This is a genomic window from Afipia sp. GAS231, from assembly GCF_900103365.1.
In the GTDB taxonomy this organism is placed as follows: domain Bacteria; phylum Pseudomonadota; class Alphaproteobacteria; order Rhizobiales; family Xanthobacteraceae; genus Bradyrhizobium.
In genome coordinates this window covers 7,058,525-7,072,694 of sequence record NZ_LT629703.1, presented here as the reverse complement: position 1 = coordinate 7,072,694, position 14,170 = coordinate 7,058,525, and the positions used below count along the sequence as shown (strand labels likewise).

The 14,170-nt window shown below is 62.0% G+C and carries 15 protein-coding genes; 8 read left to right on the top strand and 7 right to left on the bottom strand.

The genetic code is table 11. From position 1 onward, the window contains the following. Positions 1-984 carry a tripartite tricarboxylate transporter substrate binding protein gene (locus BLS26_RS33150; RefSeq protein WP_157676653.1) on the bottom strand — a complete coding sequence of 328 codons (984 nt, stop codon included), beginning with the start codon at positions 982-984 and terminating at the stop codon, positions 1-3. A gap of 169 nt (positions 985-1,153) precedes the next feature. Between BLS26_RS33150 and BLS26_RS33145 the strand changes: the two genes are divergently transcribed. Further along, positions 1,154-2,125, top strand: coding sequence for a tripartite tricarboxylate transporter substrate binding protein (locus BLS26_RS33145; protein ID WP_157676652.1), 972 nt, complete (start codon positions 1,154-1,156; stop codon positions 2,123-2,125). 20 nt (positions 2,126-2,145) lie between these two features. On the opposite strand, the gene BLS26_RS33140 is transcribed toward BLS26_RS33145, so the two are convergent. Continuing rightward, positions 2,146-2,592 (bottom strand): cupin domain-containing protein, encoded by a 447-nt coding sequence (locus tag BLS26_RS33140; RefSeq protein ID WP_092516636.1) that lies wholly within the window; start codon positions 2,590-2,592, stop codon positions 2,146-2,148. Between the two features lie 103 nt (positions 2,593-2,695). After that, a complete protein-coding gene (locus BLS26_RS33135) occupies positions 2,696-3,064 on the bottom strand; it encodes a GFA family protein (RefSeq protein ID WP_172804744.1) in 369 nt (122 codons plus the stop codon). Positions 3,065-3,393: 329 nt separating this feature from the next. Here BLS26_RS33135 and BLS26_RS33130 point away from each other — a divergent pair, with 329 nt between their 5' ends. Together BLS26_RS33130 and BLS26_RS36125 are read left to right on the top strand one after the other, a co-directional pair. Next, positions 3,394-4,278, top strand: coding sequence for a prohibitin family protein (locus BLS26_RS33130; RefSeq protein WP_092516634.1), 885 nt, complete (start codon positions 3,394-3,396; stop codon positions 4,276-4,278). Positions 4,279-5,356: 1,078 nt separating this feature from the next. Beyond that, the gene (locus BLS26_RS36125; RefSeq protein WP_157676651.1) at positions 5,357-5,593 is read left to right on the top strand and encodes a hypothetical protein; all 237 of its coding nucleotides are present in this window, start codon (positions 5,357-5,359) and stop codon (positions 5,591-5,593) included. 20 nt (positions 5,594-5,613) lie between these two features. Here BLS26_RS36125 and BLS26_RS36120 read toward each other — a convergent pair whose 3' ends face one another. Then, complete coding sequence (locus BLS26_RS36120; protein WP_157676650.1) at positions 5,614-5,763, bottom strand: hypothetical protein; 150 nt, start codon at positions 5,761-5,763, stop codon at positions 5,614-5,616. Between the two features lie 455 nt (positions 5,764-6,218). Here BLS26_RS36120 and radA point away from each other — a divergent pair, with 455 nt between their 5' ends. From radA to BLS26_RS33105, 4 genes are all read left to right on the top strand, one after another. After that, on the top strand, positions 6,219-7,682 hold the full coding sequence (gene radA, locus BLS26_RS33120) for a DNA repair protein RadA (RefSeq protein WP_092516632.1): 1,464 nt from the start codon (positions 6,219-6,221) through the stop codon (positions 7,680-7,682). 164 nt (positions 7,683-7,846) lie between these two features. Next, a complete protein-coding gene (locus tag BLS26_RS33115) occupies positions 7,847-8,476 on the top strand; it encodes a CvpA family protein (protein ID WP_074828671.1) in 630 nt (209 codons plus the stop codon). Positions 8,477-8,507: 31 nt separating this feature from the next. Then, on the top strand, positions 8,508-10,025 hold the full coding sequence (purF, locus tag BLS26_RS33110; RefSeq protein WP_092518907.1) for an amidophosphoribosyltransferase: 1,518 nt from the start codon (positions 8,508-8,510) through the stop codon (positions 10,023-10,025). 178 nt (positions 10,026-10,203) lie between these two features. Further along, positions 10,204-10,944 carry an SDR family NAD(P)-dependent oxidoreductase gene (locus tag BLS26_RS33105; protein ID WP_092516631.1) on the top strand — a complete coding sequence of 247 codons (741 nt, stop codon included), beginning with the start codon at positions 10,204-10,206 and terminating at the stop codon, positions 10,942-10,944. A gap of 118 nt (positions 10,945-11,062) precedes the next feature. On the opposite strand, the gene BLS26_RS33100 is transcribed toward BLS26_RS33105, so the two are convergent. Further along, positions 11,063-12,055, bottom strand: coding sequence for an IS110 family transposase (locus BLS26_RS33100; RefSeq protein ID WP_244541773.1), 993 nt, complete (start codon positions 12,053-12,055; stop codon positions 11,063-11,065). Between the two features lie 157 nt (positions 12,056-12,212). Then, positions 12,213-12,485 (bottom strand): hypothetical protein, encoded by a 273-nt coding sequence (locus BLS26_RS36115; protein WP_157676649.1) that lies wholly within the window; start codon positions 12,483-12,485, stop codon positions 12,213-12,215. Positions 12,486-12,503: 18 nt separating this feature from the next. Here BLS26_RS36115 and BLS26_RS33095 point away from each other — a divergent pair, with 18 nt between their 5' ends. Beyond that, positions 12,504-13,451, top strand: a complete 948-nt coding sequence (locus tag BLS26_RS33095; protein ID WP_092517642.1) for an IS110 family transposase — start codon at positions 12,504-12,506, stop codon at positions 13,449-13,451. A 41-nt stretch (positions 13,452-13,492) separates the two neighbouring features. Here the strand turns inward: BLS26_RS33095 and BLS26_RS33090 are convergent, their stop codons facing one another. After that, on the bottom strand, positions 13,493-14,053 hold the full coding sequence (locus BLS26_RS33090) for a TetR/AcrR family transcriptional regulator (RefSeq protein ID WP_172804743.1): 561 nt from the start codon (positions 14,051-14,053) through the stop codon (positions 13,493-13,495). Between the last annotated feature and the right edge of the window lie 117 nt (positions 14,054-14,170).

Below are 14,170 nucleotides of genomic sequence, written 5' to 3'. Positions count from 1 at the left end.
TTATTGCGGCACAATGCCCGCCGCCTTGATGAGCGGCAGCAAACGCGCTTCTTCGCTGGCGCGGAATGCGATCAGTTCTGCGGGCGATGTCGGCCATGCGGTGGCGCCGAGTTCTTCGAAGCGTCGCTTCAGATCCGGATCGCCTAGCGCCTTCAGCGTCTGTCCGTTGATCTGCGCGATCATGTCCGCCGGCACCCCGGCCGGACCGCACAACGCGGCCCATGACGTCATCTCGTAGCCCGGCAGCAGTTCGGCCATCGCCGGCGTATCAGGGAGAGCCGGGCTCCGCGTCCGCCCGGTCACGGCGATCGGCTTGACCGAGCCTTCGCGCACAGCGGACAGCGAGCCCGGCAGATTGTCGAACAGCATGTTCACCCGCCCGGCCAACAGGTCCATCAGCGCGGGATTGCCGCCCTTGTAGGGAATATGCTGCACATCGACGCCGGCCATGCTCTTCATCATCTCGCCGGAGAGATGCAGCGTGGTGCCGATGCCGGCCGAGGCGTAATTGTACTTGCCCGGATTTTGCTTGAGCAATGCGAGCAGATCCTTGGCGTTCGATGCGGGAAAGTCTTTGGCGGCCACCAGGATGTTCGGCAACTGCCACAGGCCGCTGATGAAGGTGAAATCATCAGCCGGCCGGTAAGGCAGTTTCGCATAGGTGCCGATCGCGATCACGTTGTTGGCGATGCCGCCCATGCCGACGGTGTAACCGTCCGGGGTGGATTTGGCGACGGCATCGTTGGCGATCACGCCGCCGGCGCCGACACGATTCTCGACGACGAATTGCTGGCCGGTCAGCGCGCTCATCTTCTGGCAGAACACGCGTGACAGACTGTCGGTGGCGCCGCCCGCGGCGAAGCCGAGCACATAACGCACCGAGCGCGCCGGCCAACTCTGTTGCGCCCATGCGAGGCGGGGAAACAAAGGTGCTGCGCCAAGCAAAGCGAGCGCGCGACGACGGTCGATCCTGTCCCCTGGCATGGTCGATCTCCCTGCAAATCTATCGGCGACTTCAATCGCTCTCGCGCAAAATGAAGCACGGCATGAAACTTCCTGCACGCGCAAAATGCCGCAGCATGAGCGGGTTTGTTTCGCCATGCGAACCAACGTCTGCTATGAAACTGCAAAACACGTCGGGGGAGGAATGCGCGTGAAATTCTTCAGAACGATCGCTGCGGTCGCAGCCCTGTTTTCTGCCGTTGCGAGTGTGGGCGCCCGCGCCGACGAGGACTACCCTTCCCGCGCCATTACGCTGACGCATGGATTTGGCGCCGGCGGCAACGCGGATACGATCGCCCGGATCGTGGCGGATGGCCTGTCCCGGCGGCTCGGCAAGCCCGTCATCGTCGAGGGCCGTCCCGGCGCCGGCGGCAACATCGCGTCCGACCGCGTCGCCAAGGCCGCACCCGATGGCTATACCTTGATCATGCTGACCGGCGCCCATGCGGTATCGGGGGCGATGTACAAGACGCTGCCGTTCGATCCGGTCGACGATTTTCAGATGATCTCGACCACGGTGTTCTTTCCGCTCGTCGTCGCGGTCAAGACGGGCTCGCGGTTTCAGACGCTGGCGGATGTGATCAAGGAAGCAAAAGCCAAGCCGGATACGCTGACCTACAGCTCGGTCGGCGTCGGATCGACCCAGCATCTGGCCGGTGAGCTGCTGTCGTCGATGGCCGGCATCAAGATGATCCATGTGCCCTACAAAGGTGGTGGCGGCCCGATCAACGACCTCCTGGGCGGCCAGATCGATATCATGATCGACACGCTGACGATATCAGCCCCGCAGCTTGCGGCCGGCACGATCCATGGCCTCGGCGTCACCAGCGCAAAACCCTGGTTCTCGATCCCCGCCGTGCCGCCGGTCGCCGCGACCGTCAGGGATTACGAGGTCCGGTCATGGCTCGGCATTGCCACCAGCAAAGGCGTGCCTGCACCTGTGGTCGAGAGGCTCAACCGCGAAGTGCGGGCCGTGCTCGAGTTGCCGGAAGTCAAAGGCAAATTGGAAGCCATGGGCAACGAAGTCCGCGGCACCTCGCGCGAGGAGATGCGGACCATGATCGCCTCCGAGATCACGCGCTGGAAACAGGTGATCGGCGCGGCAAAGATTCCGCAACAATGATCGGGGGCAAATCCGAAAAATCAGCCCTTGCCGGTGTGACCCCAGGCGGCGTCCCAATCCTCGCCCGCGGCGTCGATGACCCGCCCGTCGGCCTCGAAGAACTTGTTCGGGACCTGGAAGATCGCGAGCATCAGCCCACCCTGCGGACACCAGGCGACATGGCGGCTGCCTTCCTCGCGCCAGATGAATTCGCCGGCCTTGCATTCGATACCCTGGGCCGGCCCTTCCTTGTCGACCAGCGAGCCTTCGAGCACATAGGTCTGCTCGATGTTGACGTGCTCGTGGTCGGGCAGTACCGCACCCGGCGCAAAACGCATCAGCGCGGTCATCAGCCCGGTCTTCTTATCGAACAGCAGCGTCTTGGCTTCGCAGCCGGGAAAGCGGGTCTTCTGCCATTCCATGCCGTCGGGGCGAACCAGATGGGAATGGGTGTCTGCGGTCGCGCGCTGCGGCGTCACGGCGTCCATGGCAATCCTCCCGGTGTTATTTTGCGGCGATCATAACAGCTTTCGCCGCAGCCGTCAGCCGGTACCCGGCCATGACCGCGTTGCAGCGAAGATGACCGCATCATCACCACAGGTTCTTGCCGTCGATGACGGTTACCGGCACCGCATCGAGATCGAATTCGTCGAACAGCCGCGCATTGATGCCGACCTTCGGATTGTCGAAGTCCGGCTTGCCGGTCGACCAGTCCGGCGATTCCGAATAGGTGCCGCAGCCGCAACTGGCGCAGAAATGATGTTTGACGGTACGGCTGCCCCAGCGATAGGTCGCGACGTTTTCAGGCGGCGACGTCAGGCGAAATTGCGCCGGCGTGTAGTAGGCCCACAGCGCGCCGCGCTTGGCGCACAGCGAACAGGTGCAACGGGTCACGCCGGCCGGCGCCTCGCTCACCTCGAATTGCGTCTGGCCGCAATGGCAGCTTCCCTTGATTGGCACGATTGGCTCCTCGCCGGTTGATCCCGATGCAAGCTGATAACCGGGGCCTGCTGCCAGCATGCTGTCAGCAGTGACCGTTCGGTAGTCGCTGACCTAACGCCCCGCGGCGCGCGCGTCGCACTGCCGGTGCGTCCCGGGACTTGCGACAGCCGGTCTGTCCTTGCTGTGGTCCGTAGCATTTTCATAAAATTTCCCTGAACCCATCCGATCGATCTGAACCAATCGTGGCGAAAGCCCGACGAAGTGACGCGAGTCACATCATTTCGGTTAGTGACCACAGATATTGGCTGGTGAGGTATTTCAACCGCCCCAAGCCTGGAGAGACCAAGATGAACCGGGGAATTATTGGCGCCATCGTCGCCGTCGCTATTGCCGTGATCATTGCCGCGGGTAGCTGGTACACCGTCGATCAGACCGAGCGCGGCGTGCTGCTGCGCTATGGCGCGGTGGTCGGCACCGCCCAGCCGGGCCTCGGCTTCAAGGTCCCGCTGATGGACACCGTCGAGAAGGTCAGCGTCAAGACCACGACCTTTACCTGGGACAAGATGAACTCCTACTCGTTCGACCAGCAGCCGGCCGACCTGAAGATCAGCGTCACCCTGCGTGCGGCGCCGGAAAAAGTCTCGGACCTCTACGCGAGGTTCGGCGCACTGCAGACCGCGGTCAACCAGGTCGTCAGCCCGGTCGTCAACCAGCAGGTCAAGGTCGTGTTCGGCCGCTACACCGCCGTGAGAGCCATCCAGGAGCGCGGTCAGCTGAACAGCGCGATCAAGGACGCCATCACCGCGACGCTGAACAACGATCCGATGATCATCATCGAGAGCGTCCAGCTCGAGAACATCGAGTTCAGCCAGACCTACCTGCATTCGATCGAGCAGCGCATGCTGGCGGAAGTTGAAGTGCAGAAACTGCAGCAGAACGCCGAGCGCGAAAAAGTCCAGGCCCAGATCACGGTGACGCAGGCCACGGCGAAAGCCAACGCGGTCCGCGCCGAGGCGCAGGCCAACGCCGAAGCCACCCGCCTGAACGGCGAAGCCAAGGCCTCCAACATCAAGATCACGGGCGAAGCCGAAGCCGCCGCCATCGAGGCACGCGGCAAGGCGCTCGGCAACAACCCGAACCTGGTGACGCTGGTCCAGGCCGAACGCTGGAACGGCGTGCTGCCGACCACGATGGTGCCGGGCTCTTCGGTGCCGTTCGTGTCGATCAAGTAGAGCTGAGATTCATCTGCAAGCGACAATGCCCGGGATTGCGATCCCGGGCATTGTCGTTTTCTGATCAGCTCGCGCGCTTTACGCGATTGCGCTTTTGTTTGACGCGAAGCGACGAACGTCCCTCCAGAGGCAGTGCCATCGGCTTACGACGGCAAGGCCATCTCCTCGCAATTTGCTGCGAGCATCAAATTCAAGGGGTTGATCCGATTGAAGTGCTTGTTGAAAGAGGCCGCCAACTGCGGCGCCCTTTCTGTCAGGCAGGTTGACGGTATTGCCCCGGATAGACGGCTACCAGGCATTGCCTCAAAATTTCACTTTCTTCTCAACAGAGTATACTTGCGTTCGGCCCGGCATAGTTGCCGGGTCTTCGCTTTCCGTGCGGAGCAGCCAACTGAGGCGGCCTTTGTCGTAAGACTTTCAAATCGGTTTGCTTGTGTTTCGTGGGCTGGCTATGGCCACTGCCAATGGGGCAGGACGATTGATATGGCTGGCAGGGGCCGTCTGAATTTTAGAGCAAGGCGGGCGGCCCCACTTGGGGTCAAATACGGACAGCACCCGACCTTACTTCGGCGTCTTTCGATCTTGCGAGGCCGCACCATCGTCAACCCGGGGCGCGAGGTCTTCGACCCGCTTCAGTATCCCGAGATGGAAAAGGGCGATTATTGCAATGCTCGGGATCAATACGGTTGCAGTTACCAACGCTACTAGTTCCCACCACATGATGGCACCCAGTCGTGGTTGCGTTGCTGGTCAACGAGAATGGCGCGGCCCGGGTTCCAAAATTCAAACCAGGCCACCGCCAAAATCAAACTGGGCCACTAGGGGTTAAAACAGGCCAGTACCAAGCATCACGGAAAATTTGGGCGCAAGAAAACTTGTGTCGCGCTGTTACGAGATCATTGGCATGAGCAAAACGTGCTCAACGATCAAGGAACTACGAGATAGAGTGGCATTGCACTATGGGTAAGAGCCGGTGCAATTGACTCTGTATCTTGCCAAAACAAAGAGGCCGCCAACTGAGGCGGCCTTACTCCGGAACAATCTTGGTTATGGGGGCTTGGCAATCCGGAGGTTGCCCATGCCCAGATACTTTTTTGTTGTGAAGGACGGCCACCGGCTTTTTGATTCAATAGGCTTTGTTTGTGACGACGATACTGATGCAATCATTCGGGCAATGGTATTGGCCGTCGGTGTTTCCCTCGATAAGCCAGAGGATGATCCAGAGCGCCGCGTCGCAATAATCAACGATGCGGGACGGGAGATTGGTACCGTACCCGTCTATTCCAAGCCTTCATACGAGAACCCGGCCGGATAGAATGGGCCGTCTGAGAGGCCCTACTTCATCTGGCGGTTACGGTCCCATGCGTCCTTGATCTCGAAGACGACAATCGTCACGATTGTCGTCACCACGATAGGTCCGGCCAATATCGCCACCAGCGTAAGCATTTTCAGCGGGGCGGCTGCAGGCCGGGTGATCGCAGCCATTCGCTCATGTGCGATCCGGTCTCGGCCTGTCGGGCCTTGCGGATTGTCGCTTCGCGAACCGCACCAAGTGGAAGCAATTTGGCCTGCTCACGCAGGCGGTGTGCCTCCTCTGCAAGGCGCTGTTCCAGAGGCTGAGATAGCTTGAGATGGCGTCGCTGCTGCATAGCACTGCTCCGTTCCTTGTAGGAAGGCGGGAGCGCGGCTTGGCGTTCTCATCACCGATGGATGCCAATGGCTGGGGCGGTGACGGAGACAGTCTGACACGTCCGGAGGACGGCATCTGGTCAATACAGCTCACCCCTGCTGAATCATTAACAATTCAAATGAGGCCACTGCGATTTTCGAATGAGGCCGAAACAGCACAGCACCCAAACGGTGACAAAGAACAAATTAGGAACATTTTGAGAGTTTCTATGCTATCAGGGTTTTACCGGTAAAGAGCGACTCACCCCTCCATGGCCAAATCCACCCTTTCTTTTGTCTGCCAGAACTGCGGCGCGGCGTATAACCGCTGGCAGGGCAAGTGCGAGTCCTGCGGCGAGTGGAACACGCTCTCCGAAGAGGATACGACCGGCGCCACCTCGATGCCGGTGTCGATCCGCAGCAAGCGCAAGGGGCGGACCTTTGCGCTCGAAAGCCTCACCGGCAAGAGCACCGACGCTCCGCGCCTCTCGTCCGGCATGGGCGAGCTCGATCGCGTCACCGGCGGCGGCTTTGTCCGCGGCTCGGTGCTCTTGGTCGGCGGCGATCCCGGCATCGGCAAATCGACCTTGCTCACGCAGGCTACCAGCCTGATGGCCCGCGCCGGCCATCGCGTGGTTTACATTTCCGGCGAAGAGGCCGTGGCGCAGGTTCGTTTGCGCGCCGAGCGGCTGGGGCTCGCCGACGCGCCGGTGCAACTGGCCGCCGAAACCTCGGTCGAGGACATCGTCTCGACCCTGTCGGAAGGCGCGGTGCCGCGCCTGATCGTGATCGATTCGATCCAGACCATGTGGACCGATACGGTGGAATCAGCGCCGGGCACGGTGACGCAGGTTCGCGCCTCGGCGCAGGCGCTCATTCGTTTCGCCAAGAAATCAGGTGCCGCGATCATTCTGGTCGGCCACGTCACCAAGGATGGCCAGATCGCCGGTCCCCGCGTCGTCGAACACATGGTCGACGCCGTGCTGTCATTCGAGGGCGAAGGTTCGCAGCATTTTCGTATCCTGCGCGCGATGAAGAACCGGTTCGGCCCGACCGACGAGATCGGCGTGTTCGAAATGACCGGCCTCGGCCTGCGCGAGGTCTCCAACCCCTCCGAGCTGTTCCTGTCCGAGCGCGATCTCGGCAGCCCGGGTACCGCGGTATTCGCCGGCATCGAGGGCACCCGCCCGGTGCTGGTCGAATTGCAGGCCTTGGTGGCGCCGACCACGCTCGGCACCCCCCGCCGCGCCGTGGTGGGCTGGGACACCAGCCGGCTGGCCATGGTGTTGGCGGTGCTGGAAGCCCATTGCGGGGTGAAACTGTCAGGCTATGACGTCTACCTGAACGTGGCCGGTGGCCTGCGGATCCAGGAGCCTGCGGCCGATCTTGCCGCCGCCGCGGCCCTGGTGTCCTCGCTGGTGAATGCGCCGCTGCCGACGGACGCGGTCTATTTCGGCGAGATTTCGCTGTCGGGTGCGGTCCGGCCGGTGGCGCAAACCTCGGCCCGGCTGAAAGAAGCCGCCAAACTCGGTTTTGGCCGCGCCGTGCTGCCCGAATCGACGCGCGGCGACGTCGGCGGCGATGCCGGTCTGGTGCTGAACACCGTCGGCGGGCTGACCAGCCTGGTCGCTGATATCGCGGCCCGCGGAACACCCAGAGCGAATAAGGAGGCCAACCGCGAGGGGGCTGCTGAGAAAAATGCCACACCGGCGCGATTCCGGCGCGAGAACGGCTAAAGCGGCGTGACGCGCCCCGCCCTCGCCGCTATACAACGCGCGCGAAGGGCGAGCGGGATGGCGCGATATCCGGCCTTGCGGGATATACCTTATGCCCGTCACCTAGGACGTCCTGAACATGCCGATTCGCTGCTTGAGAACCTACGAGCGGACCTGACCAGCCGATGCCGATAACGATACTCGATCTCGTCCTGCTTGGAGTGATGCTGATTTCGGGGCTGCTTGCCCTGGTGCGCGGCTTCATGCGCGAAATCCTGTCGATCGCGGCCTGGGGCGCTGCGGCGCTGGTCACGCTTTACGCCTTCGCCAAGCTGCTGCCGACCGCAAAAACCTATTTCAACAACGACACCGTCGCCTCCGTCGTGGTGGTGGCCGGCACCTTCATCGGTACCCTGATCGTGGTGTCGATCATCACGGTGCGGATTTCGGACATGATCCTGGATTCCCGGATCGGTGCGCTGGACCGCACGCTCGGGTTCCTGTTCGGGCTCGGCCGCGGCCTTCTGATCGTGGTGGTGGCCTACCAGTTCTTCGTCTGGCTGGTTCCGGACAAGCAGCGGCCCGACTGGATTACCGGGGCCAAGTCCCGGGTGGTGCTGCAGGGAACCGGCGATTGGTTAATGTCGCTCTTGCCTGATGACCCCGAGAACACCATCTTAAAGAGATTCAAGAAGAATAAACCTGAAGACGATCAAACTGACACCGACCAGGCAGCCCCTGCGTCCGGTGATGGCTACAGTAAACCTGCCCGTGACAGCCTTAAAAAGCTGATCGAGAAACCCGCGGGCAAATAATTCTGGCCAGAAGAGAGGCGCGATGGACGAGATGCAGAACCCTTCCGATCCCGCCCACCAGTCTGACTCTAAACCTGATCTGAATCTCGGCATCGAACTACAGGACGACCTCGAAGGCGACACGCTCCGCGAGGAGTGCGGCGTGTTCGGCATTTACGGCCACCCGGAAGCTGCCGCGATCACCGCACTCGGCCTCCACGCCCTCCAGCACCGCGGCCAGGAAGCCGCCGGCATCGTCACCTTCGACGGCGCCCGCTTCCATTCGGAACGCCGCCTCGGCCTGGTCGGCGACACCTTCTCCCGCCGCGAAGTGATCGAGCGTCTGCCCGGTAACGCCGCCGTCGGCCATGTCCGCTACTCCACGACAGGCGCCACCATCCTGCGCAACGTGCAGCCGCTGTTCGCCGAGCTCAATGCCGGCGGCTTCGCGGTCGGCCATAACGGCAATCTCACCAACGGCCTGACCTTGCGCCGCGAACTGGTGAAGAACGGCGCCATGATGCAGTCGACCACCGACACCGAGGTGATCCTGCACCTGGTGGCGCAGTCCAAGCGCAGCCGCTTCATCGACCGCTTCATCGAATCGCTGCGCGCCATCGAGGGCGCCTACGCGCTGGTGTCGCTGACCAACAAGAAGCTGATCGGCGCCCGCGACCCGCTCGGCATCCGCCCGCTGGTGCTCGGCGACCTCGACGGCCGCCCGATCCTGACTTCGGAAACCTGCGCGCTCGACATGATCGGCGCCAAATATGTCCGCGATGTCGAACCCGGCGAGATCGTCGTGTTCGACGAACACGGCGCCAGCACCCACAAGCCGTTCCCGCCAAAACCGCCGCGGCCCTGCATCTTCGAATACATCTACTTCTCGCGGCCGGATTCGATCGTCGGCGGCCGCTCGGTCTACGATGTCCGCAAGGCCTTCGGCGCACAGTTGGCGCGTGAAAGCCATGTCGATATCGACGTCGTGGTGCCGGTGCCGGATTCCGGCGTGCCCGCCGCCCTCGGCTACAGCCAGCATTCCGGTGTGCCGTTCGAACTCGGCATCATCCGCAACCACTATGTTGGCCGCACCTTCATTCAGCCGACCCAGAGCGTGCGCGAACTCGGCGTGCGCATGAAGCATTCGGCCAACCGCGCTGCGATCGAAGGCAAGCGCATCATGCTGATCGACGACTCCCTGGTGCGCGGCACCACGTCGAAGAAGATCGTCCGCATGATGCGCGATGCCGGCGCGCGCGAAGTGCACTTCCGCCTCGCCTCGCCGCCGATCCTGTATCCCGACTATTACGGCATCGACCTGCCGGACCGTGGCGGACTGCTGGCCGCGACCCATTCGCTGGAGGAAATGCGCGAGATCATCGGCGCGGATTCGCTGGCGTTCCTGTCGATCGACGGCATGTACCGCGCCATGGGTGAACCCGGCCGCGATCCCGCCAGTCCGAAATTCTCGGATCACTGCTTTACGGGCGCCTATCCGACCCACCTCACCGACCAGACCCAGGTTGAACCGCAGCCCCGGCAATTGTCGCTGCTGGCGGAGGCGAGCTAGCTGTCGTCCCTGCCTAGTGCGCAATTGCGCACGGGCGCAGGGACCCATAGCCACCGGCTCAGATCAATAATTTCACGTCATGGCCGGGCTTGTCCCGGCCATCCACGTCTGTAATACCCCGCCGCAAAGAACGTGGATGCCCGGGACAAGCCCGGGCATGACGGAGCAAGCTGTTACCATGACCAAACCCTTCGCTTCCCGCATCGCCGTCGTCACCGGCGCCTCACGCGGCATCGGCCGTGCCACCGCCGTGGCACTCGCCAAAGCCGGCGCGCATGTCGTTGCCGTGGCGCGCACGCAAGGCGGCCTGGAAGAACTCGACGACGAGATCCGCAAAGACGGCGGCAGCGCCACGCTGGTGCCGCTCAACCTCACTGACTATGACGGCATCGCGCGGCTCGGCGCCGCGCTGCACGAGCGCCACGGCAAGATCGACATTCTCGTCGGCAACGCCGGCGTCGCCGGCCCCTCCTCGCCGCTCGGCCATATCGAGGTGAAGCCGTGGAATGACGTCATGGCCGTCAACGTGACCGCCAATTTTCAGTTGGTCCGCTGTATGGAGCCGTTGCTGAAACAGTCCGACGCCGGCCGCGCCGTGTTCGTCACCTCAGGCGCCGCCAACAAAGCCCCCGCCTATATCGGCCCCTACGCCGCCTCGAAGGCCGCCCTCGAAGCCCTGGTGCGGGTCTGGGCGGAAGAAACCGCGAGCACCAGGATGCGCGTCAACCTGTTCAACCCCGGCCCGATCCGCACCCGCATGCGCGCCACGATGTTTCCCGGCGAAGATCCGGCGACCCTGGACACGCCGGAGCAGGCCGCCGAATTCATCGTGCCGATGTGCGCGCCTAGCTGGGACTCGACCGGCAAGTTCTACGACTTCAAGACGCGGACGTTGATGAGTTTCCGCGCGCCGGCGTAGGCGTTCGCCGTCATTGCGAGGAGCGAAGCGACGAAGCAATCCAGTTCTTCGCTGCTGAAGCATGGATTGCTTCGCTTCCCTCGCAATGACGACGGCATTTCGTAGCAACCATTAAGAGCTAGGCGGCTTTTTCGGTCCACGGCGTACCGCGCTGGACCACGGTGTTGGCGTAGATCAGGAGCTTTCGGGCGCAAGCGATGAGCGCTGCGGTGTGGGCCTTTCCAGCGGCCGTCAGGCGGGCATAGAGCGCGACGAGTGCCTTGTTCCAGCGGAAGGCCGCTGGGAGGGCAGCCGCGAACAGGGAGCGGCGTAGGCGACTTCGCCCGCCAGCTATGCGACGTAGGCCTTTATGTTTTCCGCTGTCGTCGTCGAAGGGAGCCAGGCCGGCCAAGGCTGCAGCTTCCTCGCGGCTGACTTGCCCAAGCTCGGGCATGCGGATCAGAAGCGCCAGCGCCGTGCGTTCTCCGATGCCGGGAATGCTCAGCACCAGATTGAGTCGCATGGCAAGATCGTCACTGGCGCGAAGTCGCTTGGCAATGTCGCGTATCTGCGCGGCCCGTCGTGCCTTCAGCCGGACGATGTCGCTGTTAACAATGCGCCGCAGGCCAGGTTCGTCGATATGTTCGAGCCGGGTCTTGTGACGCGCGATGTCTTCCTCGATCTGTTCGAGAAAGGTCAGATATCCAGCCAGTTGTGCCAGTCGAGGATCTGGCGCAGTCTTCGGCTGATCGAGTGTCGCTGTGCAAGCCGCGATCAAGAACGCATCGAGCGCATCGTTCTTGGCGCGACGCAGATGGACCCGGCCAAAAGCCTTGACCTGGGTCGGCTGCAGCACCAGCACGGTGAAGCCCGCCTTGCGCAAATACTCCACCACACCGCGTTCATAGCCGCCCGTCGCCTCGATCCCGACGCGCGTCACGCCGGCTTTGGACAGGTTGGCCGCCAAGGCGCGCCAGCCAGGTAAAGCATTGGCAACCTGCCAGCGCTCGGACCGATCATGAACAGCAACGTCCAGTTTGGCCTTGGATGTATCGATTCCAGCCGTCGTTATGATAGTCTGTGTCATCTTCGTCGACCCCGCCTTGTGAAGCGAACCAAGTTGTTCCGGCAACCATCCGGGTCCGATGAAGGTGCTGGCGCGATCACGCTACGGGGCAGCCACAAACTGCTCAGGATGGGTTCGATCCGATCGCCAGCGGCCTGCCGTGGATGGCCGTCCACGGCAGGCCATTCCTTTCGGAACAGGCCGACGATAACCGATTGCGCTATTACAAGGATGGGTTGAGCGCAGCGAAACCCATCATTTCGGTCGATGCAAGAATGATGGGTTTCGCGAGGCTCAACCCATCCTTGTAATAGCAAAATCGATTATTGTCGGTGTGTTCCGAAAGGAATGGCCTGCCACGGACGGCAATCCGCGGCAGGCCGCTGGCGATCGGATCGTACCCATCCAGAGCCACTTTTGGCTGCTCCGTAGCGAGATCGTCGTCAGCACCTTCATCGGACCCGGATGGTTGCCGGAACAACTTGGTTCGCTTCACAAGGCAGGGTCGACGAAGATGACACAGATTATCATAACGACGGCTGGAATCGATACGTCCAAGTCCAAACTGGACATCGCAGTTCACGATCGTGCCGAGCGTTGGCAGGTCGCAAACGTCTTGCCTGGCTGGCGAGCCCTTGCCGGTTACCTAGCCAAGGCCGGCGTGACGCGCGTCGGCATCGAGGCGACCGGCGGGTATGAACGTGGTGTGGTGGAGCATTTACGCGAGGCAGGCTTTACCGTGCTGGTGCTGCAGCCGATCCAGGTCAAGGCGTTTGGCCGGGTGCATCTGTGCCGCGCCAAGAACGATGCGCTCGACGCGGTCTTGATCGCGGCTTGCACAGCAACGCTCGATCCGCCGAAGACTACGCCAGATTCACGTCTGGCTGAATTGGCTGAAAATCTGACTTTCCTCGATCAAATCGATGAGGATCTCAGGCGCTTCAAGACCCGGCTGGAACATATCCACGAGCCTCGGTTGCGGCGAATGGTTCTTGGCGAAATTGCTCGATGGAACGCGCGACGGCTCGCCCAGGTTCGTTACATTGCCAAGCAATTACGCTCTCACCCCGATCTCGCCGCTCGCTTTGATCTGGTGCTCAGTATTCCTGGAATCGGTGAGCGGACTGCACTGGCAATCATTATCCGTATGCCCGAGCTTGGTCGCGTGAGCCGGGAGGAAGCCGCAGCCCTCGCCGGACTTGCTCCCTTCGACAACGACAGCGGGCAGCAAAAAGGGCAACGCCACATCGCCGGCGGCCGAGCTCGCTTGCGGCGCTCCCTGTTCGCGGCAGCCCTCCCAGCAGTGTTCCGGTGGAACAAGGCCCTCACCATGCTCTACGCACGCCTAATAGCATCCGGAAAGCATCATAACGCCGCACTCATCGCCTGCGCCCGCAAGCTCCTGATCTACGCCAACACCGTCGTTCAACGCGGTACCCCGTGGATCGAAAAAGATGCTTAGCTTTAATGGTTGCTACGAGCTGTCACCCTAACCGGACGGAGTTACGTTCCAGAAAGAAGCCGTTCGAGTACAGTCGGCAATATTTCGGGATCGGTCGCCCGGGGATCGGTGGCCCATTCCATGGCCAATCCGTTCGACAGGGCGAAGACGATCGTCGCCAATGCGTCGGCGCTCAAGTCAGCTTTGCCTCGCGAGCGCGGTGATTTGGCGAAGCCCTCGGAGACGGCGTTTCGCAGCTGATTGCGTACATCCGCCAGCGCCTGCCTCAGTCCCGGCTCACGAAGCGCATGGATCCAGAATTCCATCAGCAGAGGCGTCCAGTGCGGGTCTTTCTTCGCAAGGAGCGTCAGCGCCTCGCCAAGCGCCCGCGGTTTCGCCGCAACGTCGGTTTCACGTGCAACCGCGGTCGCAACAATGGCGGCACGCTGTTTTACTCGGACCCTGAATAGCTCAAGAAATATCTCATCCTTGTTGGCGAAGCTGGAATATACCGCACCTTTCGTAAAACCGGCTCGTTCTGCGATCAGCTCGATCGTTGCGCGATGAAAGCCAAATTCGACAAAGACGGCCTCCGCGGCAAGCAGGACGGTCGCTCTCGTCATATCGCGTGTTGGCCGTTGTCTCGGTCTTCTGGTTGCGCTTGGCGACACGCTGCGACCTCCGGTCATTAATACTAACTCATAGCGTCTGTGTCGGCGCGCGACAACTACGATACGCAC

Coding starts and splice junctions, on each gene's coding strand:
- BLS26_RS33115 (WP_074828671.1), top strand. CDS start 7,847: ATGCCGATAACGATACTCGATCTCGTCCTGCTTGGAGTGATGCTGATT.
- BLS26_RS33105 (WP_092516631.1), top strand. CDS start 10,204: ATGACCAAACCCTTCGCTTCCCGCATCGCCGTCGTCACCGGCGCCTCA.
- BLS26_RS33130 (WP_092516634.1), top strand. CDS start 3,394: ATGAACCGGGGAATTATTGGCGCCATCGTCGCCGTCGCTATTGCCGTG.
- purF (WP_092518907.1), top strand. CDS start 8,508: ATGCAGAACCCTTCCGATCCCGCCCACCAGTCTGACTCTAAACCTGAT.
- BLS26_RS33090 (WP_172804743.1), bottom strand. CDS start 14,053: ATGACGAGAGCGACCGTCCTGCTTGCCGCGGAGGCCGTCTTTGTCGAA.
- BLS26_RS36125 (WP_157676651.1), top strand. CDS start 5,357: ATGCCCAGATACTTTTTTGTTGTGAAGGACGGCCACCGGCTTTTTGAT.
- BLS26_RS33150 (WP_157676653.1), bottom strand. CDS start 984: ATGCCAGGGGACAGGATCGACCGTCGTCGCGCGCTCGCTTTGCTTGGC.
- BLS26_RS36120 (WP_157676650.1), bottom strand. CDS start 5,763: ATGGCTGCGATCACCCGGCCTGCAGCCGCCCCGCTGAAAATGCTTACG.
- BLS26_RS33095 (WP_092517642.1), top strand. CDS start 12,504: ATGACACAGATTATCATAACGACGGCTGGAATCGATACGTCCAAGTCC.
- BLS26_RS33140 (WP_092516636.1), bottom strand. CDS start 2,592: ATGGACGCCGTGACGCCGCAGCGCGCGACCGCAGACACCCATTCCCAT.
- radA (WP_092516632.1), top strand. CDS start 6,219: ATGGCCAAATCCACCCTTTCTTTTGTCTGCCAGAACTGCGGCGCGGCG.